The organism is Mesorhizobium sp. M0208, assembly GCF_040322015.1.
GTDB lineage: Bacteria > Pseudomonadota > Alphaproteobacteria > Rhizobiales > Rhizobiaceae > Mesorhizobium.
The window spans coordinates 256,022-282,651 of the sequence record NZ_JAMYSP010000001.1; the positions used below are offsets into that span (position 1 = coordinate 256,022).

Here is a 26,630-nt window from a genome sequence, read left to right on the forward strand (position 1 = left end):
GTGATCCTGTTTCCGGCCATAGACCTTAAGGATGGCAAATGTGTGCGCCTCAGGCATGGCGACATGGCAACTGCGACGATCTATAACGACGATCCCGCCGCTCAGGCGCGCGCCTTCGAAGAGCAGGGCTTCGAATGGCTGCACGTCGTCGACCTCAACGGCGCCTTCAAGGGCCAGAGCGTCAACAGCGCCGCGGTCGGCGCCATCCTCAAGGCGACGAGCAGTCCGGTGCAGCTCGGCGGCGGCATCCGCACCCTGGCGCAGATCGAGGACTGGCTCGACCGTGGGCTGGCCCGCGTCATTCTTGGCACCGTGGCGGTGCGCGATCCGGATCTGGTCAGGCAGGCCTGCAAGGCATTCCCGGGCAAGATCGCCGTCGGCATCGATGCCAAGGGCGGTAAGGTCGCGGTCGAAGGCTGGGCCGAGGCCTCGAGTCTCGGCGTCATCGAACTGGCGAGGAAATTCGAAGGCGCCGGCGTCGCCGCCATCATCTACACCGACATCGATCGCGACGGGGTGCTGAGCGGCATCAACTGGGACGCCACCATCGATCTTGCGGAGGCGGTTTCGATCCCGGTCATCGCCTCGGGCGGGCTCGCCTCGATCGCCGACATCATGCGCATGACCATGCCCGATGCGCAGAAGCTCGAAGGCGCGATCTCCGGTCGCGCGCTCTACGACGGCCGCATCGATCCGGCCGAGGCACTGGCGATCCTGCGTGGCAAACCGATGGCAGGGGTGTGAAACGTGAAGGTCTCGATTATCCTCGCTCCCTATGACAGCGGGCACTATCACGAAGGGTGCGGCCAGGGTCCGGACGCCATTGTCGGCGGTGGGCTCGTCGAAGCCCTGACCGTGGCTGGCCATGAAGTCGCCGTCGAAGATATCGGCAAGGTGGGAGACGAGCAGGGGCGCGAAATCGCAACCGGCTTCGCCGTCTGCAACGCTGTCGCGACCAAGGTTGGCCTCGCCCGCGATGGAGGACGCTTCCCCATTATCCTTGCTGGAAATTGCCTGACCGCCGCCGGTGCGGTTGCCGGTGAAGCTGCGGATTCGATCATCTGGATCGACCAGCATGGCGATCTCAACACGCCGGAGACGTCGGCCTACGGCTTTCTCGACGGCATGGCGCTGGCGGCGACTCTCGGGCTCTGCTGGCGTCCGATGGCGGCAGCGATTCCGGGGTTCCGGCCGATAAACCCGGCGCGCTGCATGCTGGTCGATGCCCGCGACGTCGATCCCGACGAAAAGCGCCTGCTGGAAACCTTGCCGATCGTGCGCACCGAATGTGCCGGTGCACTCGATATGATCGGAAAGCTCACGGCGACAGTGACTGTGCGGGCGCATCTGCATCTCGACCTGGACGTCGTCGATCCGAATGTGCTGCAGGTGAACCGCTACACGCATCCGGGCGGTCCGAGCCCGGAACAGTTACGGCAGCTTGCCTGCGGACTGGCCAGGTCTATCCCGATCGCGGGCGTTACGCTCTCGGCATACGACCCGGCCTTTGATTCCCAGTCCGAGGTTCCGCCCGTCGTCGGCCAGCTGCTCGTCGACTTTCTTGCGGCGATCGAGAGGATCTGATGCTGAAAGCCCGCGTCATCCCCTGTCTGGATGTCAAGAACGGCCGTGTCGTCAAGGGCGTCAATTTCGTCGACCTGGTCGATGCCGGCGATCCCGTCGAAGCGGCAAAAGCCTATGACGCGGCCGGCGCCGACGAGCTCTGCTTTCTCGACATCACCGCCTCGTCGGAAAACCGCCAGACCATTTTCGATGTAGTAGCCCGCACCGCCGAACAATGTTTCATGCCGCTGACCGTTGGCGGTGGCGTCCGTCAGGTCGCCGACATCAGGAAGCTGCTATTGGCCGGCGCCGACAAGGTGTCGATCAACACGGCGGCGGTGAAGACCCCAAATTTTGTCGCCGAAGCAGCGGACAAATTCGGCAACCAGTGCATCGTCGTCGCCATCGATGCCAAGAAAGTGTCCGCTGCGAGCGAGGCCGACCGCTGGGAAATATTTACCCATGGCGGCCGCGAGAAGACCGGCATCGACGCTGTCGAGTTCGTTCGGCGAGTGGTCGATCTCGGCGCCGGCGAGATCCTGCTGACATCGATGGACCGCGACGGCACCAAGGCCGGCTACGACATAGCCCTTACCCGCGCGGTCGCCGACGCCGTACGCGTGCCGGTCATCGCTTCCGGCGGCGTCGGCACGCTCGACCACCTTGTCGAAGGCATTCGCGACGGCCATGCCGGCGCGGTGCTGGCGGCGTCGATCTTCCATTTCGGCACCTACAGCATCGCCGAGGCCAAGCTGCACATGGCTCAGGCCGGACTGCCGATGCGGCTGGACTCGCCGGGTAATCGGTCCTAGAGCCTTTTCCGGCTAAGAAGAGGCTGTAAACGCCGTCATGACCGAGTTCTCGCTCTCCGATCTGGAGAAGATTATTGGCGAACGCGCGCGTTCCGGCGATCCGGATTCGTGGACGGCCAAGCTCTTTCAGCGCGGCATGAGCAAGGCAGCGCAGAAACTCGGCGAAGAGGCGGTCGAAACGGTGATCGCAGCCGTCAGCGCCGACCGGGACGCGCTTGTTTCGGAAAGCGCCGATCTCATCTATCATTGGCTTGTCGTTCTCGGCATAGCGGACATTCCGCTGAGCGATGTGCTCAACGAGCTTGAACGCCGCACCGGTCGTTCGGGCATCGCCGAAAAGGCGTCTCGGCTGGACCGGGGCTGATCGCTGCGGAGGAACTCGATGGACCAGCTCGCTCCTACCGAGAAGTATTCACCCTATCGTTTCTTCTCGGCCGAGCAATGGTCGCGGTTCCGCGCCGATACGCCGATGACGCTCACCGAGGACGAAATCCGTCGTCTGCGGTCGCTGAACGATCCGGTCGATCTCCACGAAGTCGAGCGCATCTATCTTTCGATGTCGCGGCTGTTGTCGGCTCACGTCGAAGCCAGTCAACTCCTGTTCAGGCAGCGCCAGGCCTTCTTCAACGCGCTGGACGCGGCCAAGACACCGTTCATCATCGGCATTGCCGGTTCCGTCGCGGTCGGCAAATCGACCACGGCGCGCGTGCTAAAGGAGCTGCTGGCGCGCTGGCCGTCGAGTCCCAAGGTTGACCTGGTCACCACCGACGGCTTCCTGCTGCCGAACGAAGTCCTGCGCCGCAACAATCTGATGGAGCGCAAGGGCTTTCCCGACAGCTACGACGTCGGCGCGCTGCTGCGTTTCCTGTCCGGCATCAAATCGGCGCAGCGCAACGTCCGCGCGCCGGTCTATTCGCACCTGACCTATGACGTCATTCCGGGCGCGTTCCAGACCATCGACCGGCCCGACATCCTGATCTTCGAAGGCATTAACGTCCTGCAGCCGGGCAAGCTGCCGAAGGACGGCAAGATCGTGCCTTTCCTGTCGGATTTCTTCGACTTTGCCATCTACATCGATGCCGAGGAGGCGCTGATCCATCACTGGTATATCGCCCGCTTCATGCGGTTGCGCGAAACCGCCTTCCGCGACCCGGCCTCCTTCTTTCACCGCTATTCGCAACTTTCCGAGGATGCGGCCCGCGCCATCGCCGAGGGCCTGTGGACCAACATCAACCTGAAGAATCTGCGCGAGAATATATTGCCCACCCGCGCCCGAGCCGATCTCATCCTGCGCAAGGGCGCCAACCATCTGGTCGAGGAAGTGGCGCTCAGGAAACTGTAACGGCGCGGTTAACGGCGCCTTAGGCTATCCCGGCTAGTGTTCGATGGGCAATTCCAGCGGATCTGTCGGGAGCAGTCTGTGATCAACGCGAGCAGTACCGGAGTTCGTGCGAGGCAGCCCCGCTATTCCCTGGTCATTCCGATCTTCAACGAGGAGGCGGTTCTTCCACTCCTTATCCGGCGAATAGTCGCCCTGCTCGACGCGCTGGACGCACCGGCAGAGGCTATTTTCGTCGACGACGGCAGTACCGACACGAGTGTGATCTACCTGCGTGGGATGGTTGCCGAGGAGCCACGCTTCCGGCTGATCGAACTGTCGCGCAATTTCGGGCACCAGATTGCAATTACGGCCGGCATGGATGCGGCTGCCGGGGAAGCCGTGGTGGTCATGGATGCCGACCTCCAGGATCCCCCTGAAGTCGTTCTCCAACTGGTGGAAAAGTGGAAGGAGGGCTATGAAATCGTCTACGCGAGGCGTATGCGGCGCGAAGGCGAAACCTGGTTCAAACGGCTGACAGCCAGCATCTTCTACCGGCTGATGGAGAAGATGACTTCGGTCGACATTCCCCGCGACGTTGGCGATTTCCGACTAATCGGCCGCAAGGCTCTCGATACGTTCAAGCAGATGCCGGAGCGCAACCGTTTCGTGCGCGGCATGTTCGGTTGGATGGGATTCAAGCAGACGGCGGTTTCATTCGAGCGACCGGCGCGCGCCGCAGGTGAAACAAAGTATCCTTTCTGGAAGATGCTCCGCCTGGCTGTCCACGGGGTCATCGGCTTTTCGGAAAAACCATTGCGTATGGCGCTCTGGGCCGGGCTCGCTATCTCGGGGGTAGCCGCGTTGCTCGGGCTCTTTGCCGTGGCTTCCTGGGCATTCAGTTTCGGTGTTGTCCAAGGCTGGACGTCGACAGTTGTGATTGTTTCCTTCTTGTCCGGGATCAACCTGTTCATGACCGGTATCGTCGGCCTCTATGTCGGCGGGATCCACTCCGAGATCAAGCGCCGGCCGCTCTATGTCGTTGATCGCCTTACTGGCTTCGAGGACGCGCTCCGGGCGGAAGTCGACAATCGAAACACCGAGGCGACGTTGTCGGCGTCACGCGACAGAAGGTTTGGTTGATGGCCGAACTCTTCGATCAATATCGCACCACCTATAACAGGACTGTCGACGACTCGATCAGCTTCTCCGGGCTGAAGCATGACTTCTTCCTGCACGCCAAGTTGGCCCCTCTCGCCGACCTGATCGCGACACGCGGTATCGCGAGGCGCGACGGCAGCGTTCGGGCGCTTGATGTCGGCTGCGGGATCGGCGCGCTGCATCCTTACGTGAAGCCGCTTTTTCCAGACCTTCACGGCTGCGACATTTCGAAGGAATCCATCGCCCGGGCGCGTGAGGAAAACCCCTGGGTCACCTATGCCGACTACACGGCTCCCGTGCTGCCTTACGCGGATGGCACATTCGACCTCGCATTCGCCGTTTGCGTCGTCCATCATGTGCCGCCCGAACATTGGCCGAGCTTCGTTTCCGAGATGCGACGCGTCGTCCGACCCGGCGGCGTTGTCTCGGTGATCGAGCACAACCCGTTCAATCCATTGACACGCCTGGCCGTCTTCCGCTGCCCCTTCGATGAAGATGCTGTCCTGATCAGTCGCCGCCAAGCCGGGCATCTCATGGAGACAGCCGGCCTCACACAGGTCGAAGGCAGACATTTTCTGATGTTTCCTTTCGCAAATTCGGTCGCGCGCAGGGTCGAGGGCTGGCTCTCAAATCTGCCGCTCGGTGCGCAATATGTGTGCAGCGGCCGTGTTTAGCGCCGGTTCGGGCTTCAGACTTGCAAAGCGGCCGGCGCGTTTCCTGATTATCGGCCTTGGCGCCACTCTGCTCTACGCACTGCTTGCCGCGGTATTTTCGATGGGGGACGCGGTGTCGATGCGGCCGGCTTCGGCCTCGGTGCTCGCTTATGCCATCGCCGCCGTCTTCTCCTATGCCGGACACAAGTATTTTACCTTCGTGTCCAGCGGGGCGCATCGTTTCGAGGCGCCTCGCTTTTTCGTGCTGACATTGCTTGGTCTGGCGGTGTCATTTCTTCTGCCCGCCGTGTTGTCCGGGATTCTGGGCCTGCAGGCGCAGATTCCGATTGTGCTGACATGCCTCGTAATCCCGCTCGTCAACTATGTGATGCTTCGCCACTGGGTATTCGCCAGTGCTGGGCTCGGTTTGCGGAACGGCTCGAGATGATGCGATTCCCGGACCGCCCGAGATCGGCTGTTGGCGCTCCAGGCCTGGCGTGCGCGCAACGATGCAACGCACCGCCAGGCTCCGGGCTTGCAACCCTGGCCGGGCAGTGCCCTGCTGCTGGCCAAAGGCTACAACGGCGGTCGTGGTACTGGCACCCCCGGGGCACCCGAACAGCCTATTTCGGCATAGTCACCCGCCGCAGCGTCAGATTGATGCGGCCGCCATTCTTGAGCAGTGCCGAGGTCGAAGGGTAGATGCGGTCGACGCCGTGAAAGCAGAGCCGGCCTTCGCCGCCGAGCACCACGACATCGCCGCTCTTCAGCCTGAACGATTTGGTGGCGCCGTCGCGCGTGGTCTGGCCGACCCGGAACAGGCAATCATCGCCGAGCGAGACCGAGACGACAGGCGCGGAGAAATCGCTCTCGTCGCGGTCCTGGTGAAGACCCATCTTGGCATCCTGCGAATAGAAATTGACCAGGCAGGCCTCCGGCGGGTGCGCATAGGCAGATACGTCCCGCCACAGATCGAGCAGCATCTCCGGGATCGGCGGCCAGGGCATTCCGGTCACCGGGTGGGTCGGCTGGTAGCGATAGCCGTGCTCCTTGTCGGTGACCCAGCCCAGCGGGCCGCAATTGGTCATGCGCACGCTCATCTCCTTGCCAGTGCGCGGCATTGCCGGCACGAACAGCGGGGCTTCCTCCACGACTTTCCTGATATCTTCCACCAGTACTTCCTGCATGGCGCGCGACAGGTAGCCGGGCATATGGCGGACGCCTTTGGGCAGTATGAGCATCGCGTCGCTTGATCCGTTGGTCTGGAAATCAGAATGCCACCGTCAAACGAAAACGGCGACCCGAAAGCCGCCTCCGACGGTGGCTGCGCGCTTTAACCGGCGATCTGAGATCCGAAGCCGCTTCGGCTGTCAGTCATCCCCGACCCGGCCGCGCAGTTTCTTGATCGAACCGCGCCCGGCCTTGCTCTTGAGCCGTCTTTCCACCGCGCCTTTGGATGGCCTAGTCTTCTTGCGCGGCGGCGACGGTGGTTCGGCGGCCTTGGCGACCAGTGCCGTCAGCCGCGCCCGGGCGTCCGCCCGGTTCTGCTCCTGGGTGCGGAAGCGTCCGGCTTCGATGACGATGACGCCGTCCTTGGTGGCGCGCTGGCCGGCAAGCTTGATGGTTCGTTCGCGCACCCGCTCCGACAGGCCAGACGCGTTGGCGGCATTGAAGCGCAATTGCACCGCCGTCGCCACCTTGTTGACGTTCTGGCCGCCCGGGCCGGACGAACGGATGAAGTCCTCGTGCAGGTCGCCCGGATTAATCACCGCATCGTCGGTGATGATGATCTTGTCGTCGGCGTTCATGCCGCAGTGATGGCGCGGCAGGCGGAAAAAGAAAAGGCCCGATCGAAGCCGGGCCTTGAAGCATCACCAGGGGCGACGGCTATTCAGCCGCTACCTGCATGCGTGGTGCGGCGCCGAGCACGGTGGCGTCGACATGGGCTTCGAACTTTTCGAAATTGTCGACGAACATGCCGACCAGCCTTGCCGCCTGCCGGTCGTAGGCGGGCTTGTCGACCCAGGTCGATCTCGGGTCGAGAATGGCGCGGTCGACGCCGGCAACCGTCACCGGTACGTCAAAACCGAAATTGGCGTCGGTGCGGAAGTCGGCCGCTTTCAGCGAGCCGTCGAGCGCCGCGGCAAGCAGCGCCCGCGTTGCCTTAATCGGCATCCGCTTGCCGGTGCCGTAGGCGCCGCCGGTCCAGCCGGTGTTGACCAGCCAGCAATCGACACCGTGGCGGGCGATGAGCTCGCGCAGCAGATTGCCGTATTCCGACGGATGCCGCGGCATGAACGGTGCGCCGAAGCATGTCGAAAATGTCGCTTCGGGTTCGGTAATGCCCTTCTCGGTCCCCGCCACCTTGGCGGTATAGCCGGAGAGGAAATGATACATCGCCTGCGCCGGGGTCAGCCGCGCGATCGGCGGCATAACGCCGAATGCGTCGGCGGTCAGCATAATGATGTTCTTCGGGTGGCTGGCGCGCCCCGTCTTGCTGGCGTTGGGGATGAAATGGAGCGGGTAGGCGCAGCGCGTGTTTTCGGTCAGCCCGCCGTCGTCGAAATCCGGCACGCGACCGGCGTCGAGCGCCACATTCTCCAGCACCGTGCCGAAGCGCTGGGTGGTGGCGAAGATCTCCGGCTCGGCTTCGGCCGAAAGCTTGATCGTCTTGGCATAGCAGCCGCCTTCGAAATTGAAGATGCCGTGCGGTCCCCAGCCATGCTCGTCGTCGCCGACCAGCGTTCGCGACGGGTCGGCCGACAGCGTCGTCTTGCCGGTCCCGGAAAGGCCGAAGAAAACGGCCGCGTCGCCGGCGGGCCCTTCATTGGCCGAGCAATGCATCGGCATCACGCCTTTTGCCGGCAGCAGATAGTTGAGCACGGTGAACACCGACTTCTTCATCTCGCCGGCATAGGAGGTACCGCCAATCAACACGATCATGCGCGAAAGATCGACCGCGATCACCGTTTCGCCGCGCGTGCCGTGGCGGGCGGGATCGGCGCGGAACGACGGCAGGTCGATTATCGTCAAATCGGGCACGAAATGCTCGAGTTCGGCGGCGGCAGGCCGGATGAGCAGATTGCGGATGAACAAGGAGTGCCAGGCAAGCTCCGTGATCACCCTGGTCGGCAGCTTCAGTTCCTCGTCGGCACCGCCGACCAGGTCCTGCACATAAAGGTCCTTTCCAGCCGCATGGGCGCGAAAATCGGCAAGCAGCGTATCGAACTGGATCGGCGAAATCGCCTTGTTGTTGTCCCACCATACATGCGGCGCGGTGCTTTCGTCGCGCACCACGAATTTGTCCCTGGGCGAGCGGCCGGTGTGCTGCCCGGTCTCGGCGGCAAGCGCGCCATGCGCGGTGAGTCGGGCCTCGCCACGGCGGATGGCCTCCTCGTAGAGCGCGGCCGCGCCGAAATTATAGCGCACCACGCCAGTGGTTCTCAGGCCGATCCGATCGATTGCACATGCAGGATTGCGTTTGCCGGCTTCCGACATGGGTGTCCCTTCTTCGATTTACCGCGTCTTTACCGGCGAATTCCGGAAACCCCATTGCAGGAGCTAATAACGTCAAAACCAGAAAAGGCGAATGATATCAAATCATTAATCGATTTAAATATTTTGAAAGTTGTTTAAATCGTTTATATGTGCAAAAACACTGATGGTTGCCCAAGGATTGGCGATGTTCATTCGTCCAATCCCTATCGAGGTACAATTGTGGCCGCCGGCGTGCCGCGCGTGACAGCGGATAAAGCCTATGCCACATTTTGTACCTAATTTGTCCTGCAAAAGCCCCTTCTCGACGAAAGAAGGGACAGCTCATGAGGGAGCCGCTTGAAATGGCAACAATCGCGCTTGTCGACGACGATCGCAACATTCTGACTTCGGTTTCGATCGCCCTCGAATCCGAGGGTTATCGGGTCGAAACCTACACGGATGGGGCATCGGCGCTGGAGGGACTGGCGGCGCGCCCGCCGAACCTCGCCATCCTCGACATCAAGATGCCGCGCATGGATGGCATGGAGTTGCTGCGCCGGATGCGTCAGAAATCCGACCTGCCGGTGATCTTCCTGACCTCCAAGGACGATGAGATCGATGAACTGTTCGGCCTCAAGATGGGTGCCGACGACTTCATCCGCAAACCCTTCTCGCAGCGTCTTCTGGTCGAACGCGTCCGCGCCGTGCTGCGCCGCGCCAGCACCCGCGAGGCGGCGGCCAAGGCGCCCAACCAGCAGGCCCGGTCGCTTGAGCGCGGCCAGCTTGTCATGGACCAGGAGCGCCACACCTGCACCTGGAAGGGCGAGCCGGTGACGCTGACCGTCACCGAGTTCCTCATCCTGCATTCCCTGGCACAGCGCCCGGGCGTCGTAAAAAGCCGTGATGCGCTGATGGATTCCGCTTATGATGAGCAGGTCTATGTCGATGACCGCACCATTGACAGTCACATCAAGCGGCTGCGCAAGAAGTTCAAGGCCGTCGATGATGACTTCGAAATGATCGAAACCCTTTACGGAGTCGGGTATCGGTTCCGCGAAGCATGAATAGGCAGTAGGCAGTAGGGAATAGTCGGTAGTCAGTTTTGAATGATGCGAGCGGCCACTCATGCATCGCCGCGATCTCAGCAACCATTTCTCTATTCCTGCTGCCTACTCACTACTCACTAATTACCGAGCGGGAGCTGCTATTCGATGGCAGTGGAAGTAGAGCGAGTGAGACGGTCGGGCGCCGCCAGGCGCCCGCCGCGGATTCTGCCCGCCTTCGTGTCGAAAATTACGGTGCCGATGCGCCGGTTTCTCGGCCATCACATCTTTTCCAGCCTGACGCGGCGTATCCTCTTTCTCAATCTTGCCGGCCTTGCCGTCCTGGTCACCGGCATTCTCTATCTCAATACCTTTCGCGACGGGCTGATCGACGCCCGTGTCGAGAGCCTGATGACTCAAGGCGAGATCATCGCCGGCGCGATCGCCGCGTCGGCGACGGTCGAAACCGATTCGATCAGCATCGATCCGGAAAAGCTGCTTGAGTTGCAGGCCGGCGAAAGCCTCGGCCCCGGCTCCGACCAGCTCGACAATCTCGATTTCCCGATCAATCCGGAGCGCGTGGCGCCGGTGCTCAGGCGGCTGATCTCGCCGACGCGCACGCGCGCCCGCATTTATGACCGCGACGCCAACCTGCTGCTCGATTCCCGCCATCTCTATTCGCGCGGCCAGATCCTTCGCTACGACCTGCCGCCGGTCGAAGAGGAGCAGCCGGACCTTCTGGAGCGCATCCAGAAATTCGTCTTCGATTTCTTCCGCAACAAGCAGCTGCCCGTCTATCGCGAGCAGCCGGGCGGCAACGGCGCTGCGTTTCCGGAAGTGGTCAAGGCGCTTACCGGCAGTCCGTCGACGATCGTGCGGATCTCGGAGCAGGGCGAGCAGATCGTTTCAGTGGCGGTGCCGATCCAGCGCTTCCGTGCCGTTCTCGGCGTGCTGATGCTGTCGACCGAAGGCGGCGACATCGACAAGATCGTCGCGGCCGAGCGCAAGGCGATCCTGCGCGTGTTCGGCATCGCCGCCCTGGTTACCGCCATCCTGTCGATGCTGCTGGCCTCCACCATCGCCAACCCGCTTCGCCGGCTTTCCGCGGCGGCGGTCAGGGTTCGCCGCGGCGTCAAGAACCGCGAGGAAATCCCCGACTTCTCCGACCGCCAGGACGAGATCGGCAATCTCTCGATCGCCGTGCGCGACATGACCAATGCGCTCTACGCCCGTATCGAGGCGATCGAAAGTTTTGCCGCGGATGTCTCGCACGAGCTGAAGAACCCGCTTACCTCGCTGCGCAGCGCTGTGGAGACATTGCCGCTGGCCAAGAACGACAATTCGCGGAGCCGGCTGATGGATATCATCCAGCACGATGTGAGGCGGCTGGACCGCCTGATCACCGATATTTCCGATGCCTCCCGTCTTGATGCCGAGCTGGCGCGGGAAGACGCGGGAACCGTCGACCTGAAGAAGTTCATCACCGATCTGGTCGCCGTCTCGCGCGAGGCCACGCGCAACAAGAAGGCGGTCGAGATCGAGTTCAAGGTCGCCAAACTGCCGCAGGGCGTGAAAGGCTACTTCGTCGTCGGCCATGATCTGAGGATCGGCCAGGTGATCACCAACCTGATCGAGAATGCCCGCTCGTTCGTTCCCGAAGATCGTGGCCACATCACCATATCGCTGGCACGCGCCGGCAAGTTCAACATCGTCACCGTCGACGACAATGGCCCCGGCATCCGGGCCGATAACATCGATCGCATTTTCGAACGGTTCTATACCGATCGGCCGGCCGGCGAGGCGTTCGGCCAGAACTCGGGCCTTGGCCTGTCGATATCCAGGCAGATCGTTGAAGCCCATGGCGGCACGCTGAGCGCCGAGAACATCCCGGGCACCAAGCCTGGCGAGATCAAGGGCGCGCGCTTCGTGGTGACACTGCCGGCGGAAGGCTGAGGGATGAATTCCAATCACGCCTGGTCCTATTGTGCAGCCTGAACACATTCACGGCACCGCGATCCTGATAGGTGATCGCGGCATTCTCATCACCGGACCGTCCGGCTTGGGCAAGACGACGCTGGCGCTCGCCTTGATCGATCATTGCAGCCAGCGCGGGCTGTTTTCCCGGCTGATCGGCGATGACCAGCTCTTTGCCGCCGATTGCGAGGGGCGGCTGGTCTGCCGCGCACCAGCCAGCATAGCCGGCCTCGTCGAGGTGCCGGGATTCGGCCCCAAACCGATACAGTTCGAGCCAAGCTGCGTGATCGACCTCATTATCCGGCTGGTGCCAGCCGGCAAAATGGTCCGCTTCCAGGAAGACTGCAGCGAACTCGTTGTCGGCGTGACAGTGCCGCGCATCGATCTTGCCGGGCGCAATGTCCCGGCCGCCTTGCCGGCAGTGATGTCGCGTCTGTCGATTGCGCCTTTCCTGTGATCCGATTTCGATTTTTTGCTGCAATGCGTCAAATTGGCTTGGGCCGGCGCAATTTTGGGCTTGTCAACGGGCCTTGCGTCGACAAGATAGCGCTCCCGCCGCCTGGAACGGTCGGCGAGCATAAAATGCGCCTGTGAAGCGGCGATGACGGGAGCCACCAAAGAATGATCGGACTCGTGCTTGTAACGCACGGTCAACTGGCCGCCGAGTTCCGCAATGCCGTGGAACACGTCGTTGGGCCACAAGACAATTTCGAGACCGTGGCGATCGGTGCCGACGATGATATGGAACAGCGCCGCCGCGACATTATCGACGCAGTCGGCCGCGTCGATACGGGATCAGGCGTCATCGTTTTGACCGACATGTTCGGCGGCACGCCCTCCAACCTCGCCATTTCCGTGATGGAATCCGGCCGCATCGAGGTCATTGCCGGCATGAACCTGCCGATGCTGATCAAGCTGTCCAGCGTTCGCAAGGGCGACAACATGACGGCAGCGCTGGATGAAGCGCAGGCTGCCGGCCGCAAATACATCAATGTCGCCAGTCAACTCCTGAGCAGCAAATGAGCGCGCTGTTGCCGGAAAAGGACAAGATCGTTCGCGACTTTCCGATCGTCAACCAGCGCGGCCTGCATGCGCGCGCCTCGGCCAAGTTCGTTCAAATTGCCAGCGGCTTCAATGCCACGGTCCAGGTCGAGAAGGACGGCGTCAAGGTCGGCGGCACCTCGATCATGGGCCTGATGATGCTGGCGGCAAGCCCCGGTTATTCGATCCGCGTCACCGCCACCGGCCCGGAGGCCGAAGAGGTCATCGATGCGCTGGAGCAACTGGTTGCTTCCCGTTTTGGCGAGGAATGCTGACGTGCTGATCGCTTCCGAAGACATGCACGGATAAAGATTTCTTTATATCCCATTGTCGTCCAACTCTCGATCTGCTAGTCAGGCCGGCAACTCGCGCCCTCCGACACGCCTTCGGGGCGGGGCGCGTCCCGCAATCAATTCGCATCGGAGCACTGCCATGACGGGTAGCAAGGACTATGTGGTCGCAGACATCGCGCTTGCCGGCTGGGGCCGCAAGGAGATCGAGATCGCCGAAACCGAAATGCCGGGCCTGATGGCCTGCCGCGAGGAATTCGGCGACAAGAAGCCGCTCAAGGGCGCGCGCATCACCGGCTCGCTGCACATGACCATCCAGACGGCGGTGCTGATCGAAACGCTGAAAGCGCTCGGCGCCGATATCCGCTGGGCTTCCTGCAACATCTTCTCGACCCAGGACCACGCCGCCGCGGCCATTGCCGAGGCCGGAATTCCGGTGTTTGCCGTCAAGGGTGAGACGCTGGAGGATTATTGGGTCTACACCGACAAGATCTTCCAGTGGGCCGATGGCGGCACCTCCAACATGATCCTCGATGACGGTGGCGATGCCACCATGTACATCCTGATCGGCGCCCGCGCCGAGGCCGGCGAGGATGTGCTGTCCAATCCGGGCAGCGAAGAGGAAGAGATCCTGTTTGCCCAGATCAAGAAGCGCATGCAGGCATCACCCGGCTTCTTCACCAGGCAGAAGGAAGCGATCCGCGGCGTCACCGAAGAGACGACGACCGGCGTCAACCGGCTCTATCAACTGCAGAAGAAGGGCCTGCTGCCGTTCCCGGCGATCAACGTCAATGATTCCGTCACCAAGTCGAAATTCGACAACAAATATGGCTGCAAGGAATCGCTTGTGGACGGCATTCGGCGCGGCACCGACACGATGATGGCCGGCAAGGTCGCAGTCGTCTGCGGCTATGGCGACGTCGGCAAGGGCTCGTCGGCTTCGCTCAAGGGCGCCGGCGCCCGCGTCAAGGTCACCGAGGTCGATCCGATCTGCGCGCTGCAGGCGGCGATGGACGGTTTTGAGGTGGTCACGCTCGAAGACGCGGCGCCGACGGCCGACATCGTCATCACCACCACCGGCAACAAGGACGTCGTTACCCTCGATCACATGCGCCTGATGAAGGACATGGTGATCGTCGGCAACATCGGTCACTTCGACAACGAGATCCAGGTGGCCTCGCTGCGCAACCTGAAATGGACCAACATCAAGCCTCAGGTGGATATGATCACCTTCCCGGACGGCAAGCGGATGATCCTTTTGTCGGAAGGCCGCCTGCTCAACCTCGGCAACGCCACCGGCCACCCGAGCTTCGTCATGTCGGCGTCCTTCACCAACCAGGTGTTGGCCCAGATCGAGTTGTACACCAAGCCCGGCCAGTACGAGAACCGGGTCTATGTCCTGCCGAAGCATCTCGACGAAAAGGTCGCGCGCCTGCATCTCGACAAGCTCGGTGCCCGCCTGACCGAACTGTCCGGCGAACAGGCCGCTTATATCGGCGTCACTCCGCAGGGACCGTTCAAGCCGGAACACTACCGCTATTAACCACGGCGAAACTTGCCACTAGATATTGAAGCCGGGCGATTGACTTTTCGCCCGGCTTTATTTTTGCGCTGATTGATTCTTCACGCCGATTCGCGCAAGCGCTATGGTGCTGATTCGCGGTCCGGGGACGAGGCCCGGCGCACGCATCAGGGCGGTCTTGCATTCAGGCGGCGAAGAGGACCAAGACATGCCGGGGGATAACCCGCCTTGCGCGGGACAGGCCGTTTCCGGCGGCCATAACGATTCGGTCACGGGCTCCGCTGCCAGAGGCGGCAGCCTTCTATGGCGCGCCGGCAGCCGTGTCGGGGTGCTGCTTGCTTCTTCCGCGCTGGTCGGTCCGCTGCTTGGCTTTACTGCACATGCCCAAACCCGCGCGGCGCAAAAGGCCGGGCTGTCGGTCAGCACGGTCGAGGTCATGCAACTCGCCATGTTCGTCGGCGTCATGGGGGCGGCATTGCTGTCGGCCATCTTTCTGATCCGCGAACGGGCGCGCACCGCGGCGGAAAATGCCGAGCTCAGGACCCGCATCGCCGATGTCAATGCCGCGCTGCAGCGCTCCGAGGCGCTGCTCCATTCCCGCGATCAGCGCGTGGTCGTATGGGCGGCCGAGAACAAGAAGCCCGAGCTTGTCGGGACATTGCCGATCGAGAGCGGCGCGCCGGAGGACCGGGCGGCCTTCCTGGCTTTCGGCCGCTGGCTGATGCCGCGTTCGGCGGCCGCACTCGAACATGCCGTCGCATCACTGCGGGACAAGGCAAAGCCGTTCGATCTGGTCATCGAATCGCAGGCCGGCCAGCCGCTCGAGGTTCACGGCCGCAAGAGTGCGGCGCATGTGCTGGTTCGCTTCGTCTCGCTTTCGGAGACACAGCGAAGCCAGGCCAGGCTGAAGATCGAGAACCAGCGCTTGGCCGCCGACCATGAGACGCTGATCGGTCTTCTGGATGCGCTCAAGATGCCGTCATGGCTGCGTACTGTCGACGGGCGGCTGAAATGGGTCAACCGGGCCTATGCCGAAGCGGTCGAGGCCGAGAATGCCGAAGCGGCGGTTCGTGACGGCAAGGAATTCCTCGGAGGCCAGGCGCGCGACACCATCGCTGCGCAGCACAAGTCGCACCCCGTCTTCGAACAGACGCTCTCCACGGTGATCGAAGGCGACCGCCGTATGTTTGCCGTGACCGATTTTGCCGGGGCGGATGGTTCGGCTGGTCTTGCCTGCGACATCAGCGCCATCGAGGCCATTCGCGCCGAATATGAGCGGACCGTGCAGAGCCACGCCGACACGCTCGATCAGCTCAACACCGCCGTAGCGATTTTCGATACCGACGAGAAATTGCGGTTTTTCAATCAGGCGTTCCAGAAACTATGGGGCCTCGACAGCGGTTTCCTGCACAGCGCGCCGGATAACGCCTTGCTGCTCGACCGCCTGCGCAGCGAAGGCAAGATCGCCGAGCAGCCCGAATGGCGGCGCTGGAAAGAGAGCCTGCTCGGCGCCTACCGCGCGGTTGAATCGCAGGAGCATTGGTGGCATCTGCCGGACGGCAAAACCATTCGCGTCGTCGCCAATCCGCAGCCCAAGGGCGGCGTCACCTGGGTGTTTGAGAACCTGACCGAGAAGATGGACCTTGAAAGCCGCTATCAGACCGCTGTGCGGGTTCAGGGTGAGACGCTCGACAACCTTGCCGAAGGCGTCGCTGTGTTCGGCCCCGACGGCAGGCTGAGATTGTCCAACCCGGCCTTCGCGGCCCTGTGGGGGCTGGATGCCGATGCCTCAAAACCCAACGTCCATGTCTCGACGATCCGCGAACTTTGCGACCGCCGTGCCGTCGACAGTCCGTGGGGCGGGTTCGTTGCCGCCATCACCGGCTTCGACGACGAGCGCCGCGACCGCCACGGCCAGACCGAATTGAACAACGGCACCGTTTTGCGCTACGCCGTCATCCCTTTGCCCAACGGCCAGGTGATGATGACCTTCGTCGACGTTACCGACAGCGTCAATGTCGAGCGGGCGCTGAAGGACAAGAATGAGGCGCTGCAAAAGTCCGACCAGATCAAGAACGAATTCGTGCAGCACGTCTCCTATGAGCTGCGCTCGCCACTCACCAACATCATCGGCTTTACCGAGCTTCTTTCACTGCCGTCGACTGGTCCGTTGAACCAGAAGCAACGCGAATATATCGGGCATGTCGGCTCGTCCTCCTCGGTCCTGCTCACCATCGTCAACGACATCCTCGATCTGGCGACGGTGGATGCCGGCATCATGGAACTCGACATTTCCGAAGTTCACATCAATCGAACCATTACGGCCGCCGCCGAACTGGTCGCCGATCGGCTGGAGGAACATGCGATCAAGCTTAGGATCGACGCGGCTGCCGCGCCGAAGACCTTCCACGGCGACGAGATCCGCGTCCGCCAGATACTCTACAATCTGCTCAGCAATGCCGCCAATTACGCGCCGGAGGCGAGCACCATAACGCTCGCCTGCCGCCAGCTTGCCGACGGCGTGGAATTTTCCGTTCACGATGACGGCCCCGGCATGCCGCCGGACCTGCTTGAGTCAGTGTTCCGGCGCTTCGAGCCGCGCACCAATGGCGGCCGCCGCCGTGGCGCCGGGCTCGGCCTGTCGATCGTCAAGAGCTTTGTCGAACTCCATGGCGGCAGCGTCCGCATCGAGACCGGCAGGGATAAGGGCACCACGGTTGTTTGCGCTTTTCCCGACACGCCGTCGGGCATCCGTGCGGCGGCCGAGTAGCGCGGTCGATGGCGGTATTGGTGCTGGAGCGTTTTCTCGCCGACGAGGCTGCGACGGCAAGGCTCGGCGAAGATCTTGCCATGTCGCTGCGCATTGGCGACGTGCTCGCTCTCAAGGGCGATCTCGGCGCCGGCAAATCGACCTTGGCACGGGCGCTGATCAGGGCGCTGGCCGACGATGCCGGCCTCGACGTGCCGAGCCCGACCTTCACGCTGGTCCAGAGCTACGACACGCGTGTGCCGGTCCATCATTTCGATCTCTACCGCTTGGGCACGGCATCCGAGCTGGACGAGCTGGGCTTCGACGAGGCGCTGACGCAAGGGGCTGCGCTGGTCGAATGGCCGGAGCGGGCAGAGGCATATTTGCCGAATACGTCGGTGCTGGTCGAACTTCTCCAGCAGGGCGACGGCCGACTGGCGAGACTGTCGGGAGAGGGCGCCGCCTTCGAGCGCGCGGCGCGATCGCTGGCAATGCGTGATTTTCTCGAACAGGCCGGTTGGGGCGAAGCGCAGCGACGACATTTTATCGGTGATGCCTCGGCTCGCTCCTACGAGATCGTCACGCTCGCCGGATTTCCGCCGCGCGTGCTGATGAACTCGCCAAGGCTGGTGCTCGGACCGCCAGTCCGCGACGGCAAACCCTATGCCGAGATCGCCCACACGGCGCAATCCGTTTCGGCATTCGTCGCCATCGACCGGGCCTTGCGGGCCGGCGGTGTCAGCGTCCCGGAAATCCATGCCCAGGATCTCGAGCAGGGTTTTCTTCTGCTGGAGCATCTCGGTTCCCAAGGCTTTCTCGACAAGCGCGGCCAGCCGGTGGCCGCGCGTTATGCGGCGGCGGCCGAACTGCTTGCCATGATGCACGGCAAAACATGGCCGGCCCGCATGCAGGCCGGCCCCGGCGTCTTCCACGAGGTGCCGCCTTTCGACCGCGACGCCATGATGATCGAGGCCGAATTGCTGGTCGACTGGTATGTCCCGGCGATTTCACGCGCTCCGCCAAGCGAGGCGCTGCGCGCCGGTTATCGCAGCGAATGGAATGCGGTGCTCGATCGGCTCGAGGGGCGCGAATACACGCTTATGTTGCGCGACTTCCATTCGCCCAACCTGATCTGGCGCGCTGACCGTTCCGGTCATGAACGCCTCGGCGTCGTCGATGTCCAGGATGCACTGATCGGACCGTCCGCCTACGACGTCGCATCGCTCGCCATGGACGCACGCGTCACCATTTCACCTGAAATCGAAAAGCACACGCTCGCCGCCTATATCGCCGCGCGGCGCGCGGCCGGCGTCTTCGACGAGGACGAATTCCTCGAAACCTATGCAATCATGGCCGCACAGCGCAATTCCAAGGTACTCGGCATCTTCGTGCGGCTCGAAAAACGCGACGGCAAGCCTTATTATCTGAAGCATCTGCCGCGCATCCGCGACTATCTTCGCCGGGCGCTGACGCATCCGGCGCTGGCCGGGCTGCAGGATTTCTACATCGCCCACGGCTTGCTGGAGGAACGCTCGATTTGACGGCTAAGGATTCAGGCCTGGCGGTGTCGGACGAGGGACCGATGCCAACGACCGCCATGGTGCTCGCCGCCGGGCTCGGCAAGCGCATGCGGCCGATCACCGATACCATGCCGAAGCCGCTGGTCAAGATCGCCGGCAAGACATTGCTCGACTGGGGGCTGGATTGCCTAGCCGAAGCCGGCGTCGCCAAGGCCGTCGTCAACGTCCATTACCTGCCGAAACAGATCGTGGACCATGTAGCCCGCCGCAATGCGCCGAGAATCGTCATTTCGGATGAGAGCAGCGGCCTGCTCGACTCTGCCGGCGGTATCGTCAAGGGATTGCCCTGGTTAGGGGCGCCCTTCTATGTGCTTAACGCGGACACCTTCTGGATCGACAGCGGCGTTTCCAATCTCAGGCGACTTGCTCTTGCATGGGAGGACGCGACAAGGGACATTCTGCTGATGCTTGCGGATCTTCAGTCGGCAACCGGACATAGCGGCGGCACCGATTTCCTGATGGCGCCGGACGGCGCCTTACGGCGTGCGAACAACGATCCGGCCGGCCTGATCTATGCCGGCGCCGCAATCATCCATCCGCGCATCTTCAAGGATGCGCCGGCCGGCCCGCTGTCGCTCAACGCCTATTTCGATGCGGCAATCGCCGCCGGCCGCCTGTTCGGCATGAAGATGCAGGGTCACTGGATCACAGTCGGCACACCTGACGCGATCCCGCGGGCGGAAGCAGCGGTCGCCGCCGCGCTTGCCGGCACGCCCAATGCTGTTGCTGAGGCACCCGGCGCTCTTACCGAGTCGAAATGAGCGGCTCCCGCCGCGTTTTCTCGATTCCGCCCGGAGCGCCGTTCCTGCCGACGCTGGCCGAGGAGCTGCTTGCAGGGCGCCTGGTTCCCGGCTTTGCCTACGATGGCGATCCGCTGATGCTGGCCGATCTCACCATCTATGTGCCGACGCGCCGTGCGGCGCGGGCGCTGCGCGGCGTCTTCGTCGATGCTCTCTCGCGCTCCGGAGGCCGCTCGGCGATCCTGCCGGTCATCCGCCCGCTTGGCGAGTTCGACGAAGATGAAGCGGCCTTCGAGGCAGGAGCTTCGGCCGCCATCGACCTTGCGCCGCCGATCGCCGCGGTAGAGCGCCTGCTGCTGCTTGCGCCGCTGGTGCGAGCGTGGAAACGCCGCCTGCCGGCACATGTCGCGGCACTGTTCGACGAGGAGATCGTCATCCCGGCCTCCGCCGCCGACGCCCTCTGGCTGGCGCGCGACCTGGCGCGGCTGATGGACGAGATCGAGACCGAGGGCACGGATTGGGCGAGGCTCGCCGACCTTGTGACCGGCAATCTCGCCGGCTGGTGGCAGGTGACGCTCGATTTCCTGAGCATCGTGACCGAGAACTGGCCGAAGCTGCTCGAGGAACGCCATCGCTCCAATCCCGCCGCGCATCGCAATGCCCTGATAAGGCTGGAGGCAGCGCGGCTGAGGCGCAATCCGCCGGCCGGGCCGGTGATCGCCGCCGGCTCCACGGGATCGATCCCAGCCACGGCCGAGCTGCTTGCCGTGATCGCCGGTCTGCCCAATGGCGCCGTTGTGCTGCCCGGGCTCGACCGGACACTGGACGAGCCGTCCTTTGCCGCCATCAGTGCACTCGGTGCGCGCCCGGCCCTGCTTGGCCACCCGCAATACGGCCTGGCAAAGTTGATCGGCAAGATCGGCGTGCCGCGCGCCGATGTCGAGGACCTTGCTGTTGCGCCGCGGCCGCTTGCATTGCGCGCCGCACTCGTCGGCGAAGCGCTGCGCCCGGCGGAGACTACCGAGCTCTGGGCCGAGACGCGCGCCCGCTTTACGGCCGGTGATATTGCCGAGGCTTTCGCTGACGTGACGCTTCTCGAAGCCGCCAGCGAACGCGATGAAGCCGTGGCGATCGCCGTCGCGCTCAAACAGGCCGTCGAACGGCCCGGCCAGCGCGCCGCGCTGGTCACCGGCGATCGCGCGCTGGCGCGGCGCGTCTCGGTCGAGCTGTTGCGCTTCGGCGTCGCCGCCGACGATTCCGGGGGCACGCCGCTCATCAACACGCCAGCCGCCAGCCTGCTCAGGCTGGCGCTTCAGGCAGCCTTCCGCCCGGGCGACCCGGTCGCCTTGCTGTCGCTGCTCAAGCATCCCCTGCTAGGCCTCGGCCGAGAGCGGGCAAGCGTGCGCCATGCGGCCGAAATCGTCGAACTCGTGGCGCTGCGCGGTGGCACCGGGCGTCCGGACGTCGCGTCGCTGCCGCAGCTCTTCGACACGCGGCTCCTCGAATTCGACGGCGGCGGCAATCGCCGCCCGCCTTTCTGGCGATCGCGCCTCTCGGTCAGGCGCATCGAACAGGCGCGCGAGCTGCTGATCCGGCTAGCGGCTGCGCTGGCGCCGCTGGTTGCTTTTCGCGGCGAGGAGAATGCCGATCTTGTCACGCTTGTGCGTGCCAGCGTCGTTGCGCTCGAAAGCCTCGGACGCGCCGCCGACGGCAGCCTGAGCGAACTCTATGCCGGCGATGCCGGCGAAAAGCTTGCCGAGCTCTTGCGCGGGCTGGTCGCGGCCTCGGTGTCGTTCTCCTTCGCGGCTGACGAATGGCCTGACGTGATGGAGGCGCTGATCGCGCCCGAGATGGTCAAGCCGGCGCAGGGCACTGACAGGAACATCGCCATCTGGGGTGTGCTGGAAGCGCGGCTTCAGGATGTCGACACGCTGGTCGTCGGCGGGCTCAACGAAGGCGTGTGGCCGCGCAAGCCGGAGAGCGACCGCTTCATGTCGCGGCTGATGAAGACCGGCATCGATCTTGAACCGCCGGAGCGGCGCATCGGCCTTGCCGCCCATGATTTCCAGATGGCCATGGGCGCCAAGAAATTGGTGCTGGCCCGCTCCGCCCGTTCCGGCGACGCACCGTCGGTGCCCTCGCGCTGGCTGCAGCGTATCCTTACCTTCGTCGGCGAGGACCATGCTACGGCACTTCGCCGGCGCGGCGATGAACTGCTTGCCTGGGCGCGTGCGCTCGATGCCGGCGAAAAGCAGGACTTTGCGCCGCGGCCGCAGCCGAAACCGCCGCTCATCGTACGGCCGCACCACTTCTCGGTCACCGAGATCGAAACGCTGCGTCGCGATCCCTATGCGGTCTATGCCAGAAGGATACTCGGCCTGATGCCGCTCGATCCGGTCATTCGCGATCCGGGCGCCGCCGAGCGTGGCACGCTGTTTCACGCAATTCTGCACCTCTTCTCGGCGAGGGTGGCCGACCCGCGCGCGCCGGAGGCGCTGGACGGGCTCATCGCCGCAGGCCGCTCCTGCTCTGCCGAGGCTGCGCTGCCCGCCGATGTCGAGGCGGTGTGGTGGCCACGCTTCGAAAAGCTTGCCGCCGGCATCATCGAATGGGAGCGCGGCCGGGCCGCAGCCGTGGCACGGCGGCACGCCGAGGAACGCGCCGAAAAGACCGGGGTCGGCCGATCCGGCGTAACCCTGTCCGGCTATGCCGATCGCATCGATCTGCTGGCTGGCGGAATGGCCGACATCCTCGACTACAAGACCGGCTCGTCGCCATCCAAGGCACAGGCGCACACGCTGCTCGCGCCGCAACTGGCGCTGGAGGGCGCGCTGCTCAGGCGCGGCGCTTTCAAGGAGCTTGGCGCATGCGAGCCGTCGCAACTGGCCTTCGTGCGGCTGAGGCCGAATGGCGAAGTGTTCGAGGAATCCATCCTCGAATACAACCGCAGGCCGCGAACCGCTGCCGATCTCGCCGAAGAAGCGTGGGCGCGGCTGGAAAAACTGCTGATCCACTACGCCGACCCGGCGACCGGCTATCTGTCGCGGGCGCTGCCGTTCCGCGAGGGCGAGACCGACGGCGACTATGACCATCTCGCCCGCGTGCTCGAATGGTCGGCCGGCGGCGACGCCGACGACGAGGGAGGGGAGGCATGAAAAAGGCCTACCCCATTCCAAGCGACACTGCCGCGAGCCAGGCAAGCGCGTCCGACCCGCGCAATTCCGCCTGGGTGTCGGCCAACGCCGGATCCGGCAAGACCCATGTACTCGCCCAGCGTGTTATCCGGCTTCTGCTGCGTGGCACCGATCCGTCCAAGATCCTGTGCCTGACCTATACGCGTGCCGCCGCCGCCAACATGTCGAACCGGGTGTTTTCGACCCTGTCGCAATGGACGACCTTGGGCGATGCCGAGCTCTCGAAACGGATAGAGGCGCTGGACGGCCGCCAGCCCGACCGCGAAACCATGCGCCGGGCGCGGCGGTTGTTTGCGGAGGCGCTGGAGACACCGGGCGGGCTGAAGATCCAGACCATCCACGCCTTCTGCGAATCGGTGCTGCATCAGTTCCCGCTGGAAGCCAATATCCCGGCGCATTTCGAAATGCTCGATCCGCAAATGGAGGCTTCGCTGTTCGCCGCCGCCCGCCGCGACATGATTTCGGGCGGCGTTGCAGGCGATGCGGCGTTGGCCGAGGCCTTCGCCACCGTGCTTGAGCGCGGCGGCGAACATGGGCTCGACGCACTGCTGGCCGAGATCGTGCGCAAGCGCGATGGTTTGCGTGCGTTCATCGCCGCGGCCGGCGGCGATGGTTTTCAGGCGCTGTTCGACGAGTTTCAGTTCCGCGCCGGCCAGACGGCCGAAGGCATAGCCGCCTCCGTCTGGCCGCTGCCCGGCTTCCTGCCGGATTATCTCGTCACCTTTTCACGGGCGGCCGAGGCCGCCGATGCGCGCGTGGTGCTGAACAATATGCTGCCATACGCCCGTCTCGCCTTCGCCGAGGAGCATCCGGTGCGTCGCCTGAATTTGCTCTCCAAGGCTTTCCTGAGGGCCGACGGCGAGCCTTACGATCCGGCAAAGACGTTCAAAAGGGCATTGCTTGACCGGTTGCCCGATCTTGCCGAACGATATCTGGCGGCGGTCGACGCCATTCTCGAAATCTCCGACCGGCTGGCCTTGTTCAGGATGCTGGAAGGCACCCGTGCGGCGCTGACCATCGCCGACTGGCTGATCGCCCGCTACGAGCAATTGAAGCGCGCCCGCGGCTTCCTCGACTTCAACGACCTGATCACCCGCACGGTCCATCTACTGGCGCGGCCCGACGCCGGCCCATGGGTGCAATACAAGCTCGACCAGGGCATCGACCACATCCTCCTCGACGAGGCGCAAGACACCAGTCCCGACCAGTGGGAGGTGGTCAAGCGGCTGGCGGAGGAGTTCTTTGCCGGACTCGGCGCACGCGACGCCGTCCACCGCACCATCTTTGCGGTCGGCGACGAAAAGCAGTCGATCTATTCCTTCCAGGGAGCCGCCCCGGACTCCTTTGCCGACAGCCGGATTTTGTTTGCCGGCAAAGTCAGATCCGCCGCCGCCGCCTTCGCCGATCTCAAGCTGACCTGGTCGTTTCGCTCGACCGACGACGTGCTTGCGGCGGTGGATCGTGTCTTTGCCGACCCGGACGTGCGGCGCGGCATCAGCCACGATCCCGATCCGCTCGACCACAAGGCGATCCGCAACGATGCGCCGGGCTATGTCGAGGTCTGGCCCTCGCTCGGCGCCGACATCGTCGACGAACCGGACGACTGGACGCAAGCGGTGGATCACGCCCACGCACCGGCGGTGCGCGTTGCCGAAAACGTTGCAGCGACCATTGCCAGCTGGATCGGCGGCGGCGAGGTCATCGAAGGGCGCGGCAAGAAACTCCGGCCCGGCGACGTGCTGGTGCTGGTGCGCAAGCGCGACCGCTTCGTCCATGCCCTGACACGGGCGTTGAAGCGCCGCGACATCCCCGTGGCCGGCGCCGACCGGCTCAGCCTGCCTGGCCATATCGCGGTGAAGGACCTGATCGCACTCGGTCATTTCCTCATCCAGCCCGAGGACGATCTGTCGCTGGCCGCCGTGCTGCGCAGCCCGGTCTTCGATGTCTCGGAAGAGCAGCTTTTCGCGCTTGCTGCGGGGAGGCCGTCGGGCGTCTCGCTGATCGCCTCGCTGCGCCGGCATGCCGGCGAAAGCGAGGCGTTGGCCGCCGTCGTCAGCCGGCTCGACACATGGTCGAACGAGGCCGCATTCAAGCCGGTGTTCGAATTCTATGCTGCAGCTCTCGCCCGCGACGGCCTGCGCAAGAAGATGATCGCGCGGCTCGGGCCGGAGGCCGGCGACATCCTCGACGAATTCCTGAATTTCTGCCTGGCCGAGGAGCGGACCGGCCTGCCGGGACTGGAATCCTTCCTGTCGACGCTGGAAAACGCCGGCCCCGAGATCAAGCGCGAAATGGACCAGACCCGCGACGAGGTTCGCGTCATGACCGTGCATGCCGCCAAAGGCCTGGAGGCGCCGGTGGTATTCCTTGTCGATGGCGGCTCCGCGCCGTTCAGCGACCAGCATCTGCCGAGATTGATGCCGTTCGAAGGCTCGGGCGACTGCTGGGAGGGCAAGGGTTATCTCTGGCGTTCGGCCAGCGATGTCGCCAATGGATTTTCACGCGCCGCATCGGCCCGCGCCCGAGAGCTCGCCGACGATGAATATCGCCGGCTGCTCTATGTCGGCATGACCCGCGCCGAGGATCGGCTGATCGTCTGCGGCTACCATGGCAAGCGGGCGCCGAATACCGGCACCTGGCATTCGATCGTCAGCCGCGCACTGGTCGGTGCCACGGAGAGCGAAGAACGCCGGCATCCCGCCACCGGCGAGACCGTGCATCGTTTCCAGGTGACGAAACTGCCGCCCATGCCACTGGCGTCCGTGGATGAGGCACGACAGGCTGAACGCTTTGCGCCATTGCCGGAAACCCTGTTCCAGCCTCTGCCGCCCTTCGAGGAATTGCCGCGGCCGCTCTCGCCGTCCGGCGCCTCGGTGCTGATCGACGAGGCGCGGCAAGCGGTAGCCGACACGCGTTCGCCGGTGCTGGATGCCGACGCCGAGCCCGGCTTTGCCGTCGTGCGCGGGCTGGCGCTGCACAAATTGCTGCAGATGCTGCCCGGCATCGCCGAGGGAAAACGCCGGGATGCCGCCGAACGCTATCTGGCAAGAGCCGGCGCGGCATGGCCCGACGGCGAGCGCGACAAGGCCCTGGCTGGCGTTTTCAGAATTCTTGCCGACAGCCGTTTCGCACCGCTGTTTGCGCCAAACTCGCGCGCCGAAGTCGCCATCATGGGCAGCCTGGGAGTGAGGGGCAAACTGCGCTCGATTTCCGGCAAGATCGACCGGCTTGCAGTAACGCCGGACAAGGTTTCGATCGTCGACTACAAGACCAATCGGCCAGCGCCAGCTACGCTCGCCGAAGTCCCGCAAGCCTATGTTCTGCAGCTCGCACTCTATCGCGCCCTGCTTCAGCCGCTCTATCCGGGACGCGAGGTCTCGGCGGCGCTGCTGTTCACCGAGGCGCCGCGGCTGATCGATCTGCCGGCAGCGGCCATGGACGACGCGCTTGCTAGACTCACGGGAGCGTGACACAACACTTGCTTGAAGACGGACGCGATCACCACCACATTTG

General features: G+C 63.8%; 22 protein-coding genes. 19 read left to right on the forward strand and 3 right to left on the reverse strand.

What is annotated here, in order from left to right; all coding sequences use genetic code 11:
* The 8 genes from hisA (at position 1) to NKJ17_RS01385 (ending at position 5,955) form a co-directional block, all read left to right on the forward strand.
* Complete coding sequence (hisA, locus tag NKJ17_RS01350) at positions 1–744, forward strand: 1-(5-phosphoribosyl)-5-[(5-phosphoribosylamino)methylideneamino]imidazole-4-carboxamide isomerase (RefSeq protein WP_352686512.1); 744 nt, start codon at positions 1–3, stop codon at positions 742–744.
* Between the two features lie 3 nt (positions 745–747).
* Complete coding sequence (locus NKJ17_RS01355) at positions 748–1,584, forward strand: arginase family protein (RefSeq protein WP_352505974.1); 837 nt, start codon at positions 748–750, stop codon at positions 1,582–1,584.
* On the forward strand, positions 1,581–2,375 hold the full coding sequence (hisF, locus tag NKJ17_RS01360) for an imidazole glycerol phosphate synthase subunit HisF (RefSeq protein ID WP_352506058.1): 795 nt from the start codon (positions 1,581–1,583) through the stop codon (positions 2,373–2,375). Before NKJ17_RS01355 ends, hisF begins: the two co-directional genes overlap by 4 nt.
* 37 nt (positions 2,376–2,412) lie before the next feature.
* Positions 2,413–2,739, forward strand: a complete 327-nt coding sequence (locus tag NKJ17_RS01365) for a phosphoribosyl-ATP diphosphatase (protein WP_254815934.1) — start codon at positions 2,413–2,415, stop codon at positions 2,737–2,739.
* A gap of 18 nt (positions 2,740–2,757) precedes the next feature.
* Complete coding sequence (gene coaA, locus NKJ17_RS01370; RefSeq protein WP_352480184.1) at positions 2,758–3,717, forward strand: type I pantothenate kinase; 960 nt, start codon at positions 2,758–2,760, stop codon at positions 3,715–3,717.
* A gap of 78 nt (positions 3,718–3,795) precedes the next feature.
* The gene (locus tag NKJ17_RS01375; protein ID WP_502896114.1) at positions 3,796–4,836 is read left to right on the forward strand and encodes a glycosyltransferase family 2 protein; all 1,041 of its coding nucleotides are present in this window, start codon (positions 3,796–3,798) and stop codon (positions 4,834–4,836) included.
* The gene (locus NKJ17_RS01380) at positions 4,836–5,528 is read left to right on the forward strand and encodes a class I SAM-dependent methyltransferase (RefSeq protein WP_352686516.1); all 693 of its coding nucleotides are present in this window, start codon (positions 4,836–4,838) and stop codon (positions 5,526–5,528) included. The genes NKJ17_RS01375 and NKJ17_RS01380 overlap by 1 nt, the downstream gene beginning before the upstream one ends.
* Positions 5,506–5,955: a GtrA family protein gene (locus tag NKJ17_RS01385; RefSeq protein ID WP_352686519.1), complete on the forward strand. Its 450-nt coding sequence runs from the start codon at positions 5,506–5,508 to the stop codon at positions 5,953–5,955. Before NKJ17_RS01380 ends, NKJ17_RS01385 begins: the two co-directional genes overlap by 23 nt.
* A 175-nt stretch (positions 5,956–6,130) precedes the next feature.
* Here the strand turns inward: NKJ17_RS01385 and NKJ17_RS01390 are convergent, their stop codons facing one another.
* The 3 genes from NKJ17_RS01390 to NKJ17_RS01400 form a co-directional block, all read right to left on the reverse strand.
* Positions 6,131–6,748: an alpha-ketoglutarate-dependent dioxygenase AlkB family protein gene (locus NKJ17_RS01390; RefSeq protein ID WP_352505971.1), complete on the reverse strand. Its 618-nt coding sequence runs from the start codon at positions 6,746–6,748 to the stop codon at positions 6,131–6,133.
* A 129-nt stretch (positions 6,749–6,877) separates the two neighbouring features.
* The gene (gene arfB / locus NKJ17_RS01395) at positions 6,878–7,315 is read right to left on the reverse strand and encodes an alternative ribosome rescue aminoacyl-tRNA hydrolase ArfB (protein WP_352505970.1); all 438 of its coding nucleotides are present in this window, start codon (positions 7,313–7,315) and stop codon (positions 6,878–6,880) included.
* Positions 7,316–7,394: 79 nt separating this feature from the next.
* Positions 7,395–9,005, reverse strand: coding sequence for a phosphoenolpyruvate carboxykinase (locus NKJ17_RS01400; RefSeq protein WP_352505969.1), 1,611 nt, complete (start codon positions 9,003–9,005; stop codon positions 7,395–7,397).
* A 341-nt stretch (positions 9,006–9,346) separates the two neighbouring features.
* On the opposite strand from NKJ17_RS01400, the gene NKJ17_RS01405 reads away from it, so the two are divergent.
* From NKJ17_RS01405 to addA, 11 genes are all read left to right on the forward strand, one after another.
* The gene (locus NKJ17_RS01405; protein ID WP_023677547.1) at positions 9,347–10,048 is read left to right on the forward strand and encodes a response regulator transcription factor; all 702 of its coding nucleotides are present in this window, start codon (positions 9,347–9,349) and stop codon (positions 10,046–10,048) included.
* Positions 10,049–10,195: 147 nt separating this feature from the next.
* Entirely contained in the window at positions 10,196–11,980 is a 1,785-nt protein-coding gene (locus NKJ17_RS01410; RefSeq protein ID WP_302893519.1) for a sensor histidine kinase, read from the forward strand.
* 31 nt (positions 11,981–12,011) lie between these two features.
* A complete protein-coding gene (locus NKJ17_RS01415; RefSeq protein ID WP_352505967.1) occupies positions 12,012–12,458 on the forward strand; it encodes an HPr kinase/phosphorylase in 447 nt (148 codons plus the stop codon).
* A gap of 164 nt (positions 12,459–12,622) precedes the next feature.
* Positions 12,623–13,024, forward strand: a complete 402-nt coding sequence (locus NKJ17_RS01420; RefSeq protein WP_254815942.1) for a PTS sugar transporter subunit IIA — start codon at positions 12,623–12,625, stop codon at positions 13,022–13,024.
* Complete coding sequence (locus NKJ17_RS01425; protein WP_023677551.1) at positions 13,021–13,317, forward strand: HPr family phosphocarrier protein; 297 nt, start codon at positions 13,021–13,023, stop codon at positions 13,315–13,317. The genes NKJ17_RS01420 and NKJ17_RS01425 overlap by 4 nt, the downstream gene beginning before the upstream one ends.
* Positions 13,318–13,474: 157 nt before the next feature.
* A complete protein-coding gene (gene ahcY, locus NKJ17_RS01430) occupies positions 13,475–14,875 on the forward strand; it encodes an adenosylhomocysteinase (protein ID WP_352480192.1) in 1,401 nt (466 codons plus the stop codon).
* Between the two features lie 187 nt (positions 14,876–15,062).
* Entirely contained in the window at positions 15,063–17,624 is a 2,562-nt protein-coding gene (locus NKJ17_RS01435) for a sensor histidine kinase (protein WP_352505966.1), read from the forward strand.
* A gap of 8 nt (positions 17,625–17,632) precedes the next feature.
* A complete protein-coding gene (tsaE, locus tag NKJ17_RS01440; protein ID WP_352505965.1) occupies positions 17,633–19,144 on the forward strand; it encodes a tRNA (adenosine(37)-N6)-threonylcarbamoyltransferase complex ATPase subunit type 1 TsaE in 1,512 nt (503 codons plus the stop codon).
* Positions 19,145–19,185: 41 nt separating this feature from the next.
* Positions 19,186–19,944, forward strand: a complete 759-nt coding sequence (locus NKJ17_RS01445; protein WP_352505964.1) for a nucleotidyltransferase family protein — start codon at positions 19,186–19,188, stop codon at positions 19,942–19,944.
* On the forward strand, positions 19,941–23,078 hold the full coding sequence (gene addB, locus NKJ17_RS01450; protein WP_352686526.1) for a double-strand break repair protein AddB: 3,138 nt from the start codon (positions 19,941–19,943) through the stop codon (positions 23,076–23,078). The genes NKJ17_RS01445 and addB overlap by 4 nt, the downstream gene beginning before the upstream one ends.
* Entirely contained in the window at positions 23,075–26,587 is a 3,513-nt protein-coding gene (addA, locus tag NKJ17_RS01455; RefSeq protein ID WP_352505962.1) for a double-strand break repair helicase AddA, read from the forward strand. Before addB ends, addA begins: the two co-directional genes overlap by 4 nt.
* Positions 26,588–26,630 lie beyond the last annotated feature (43 nt).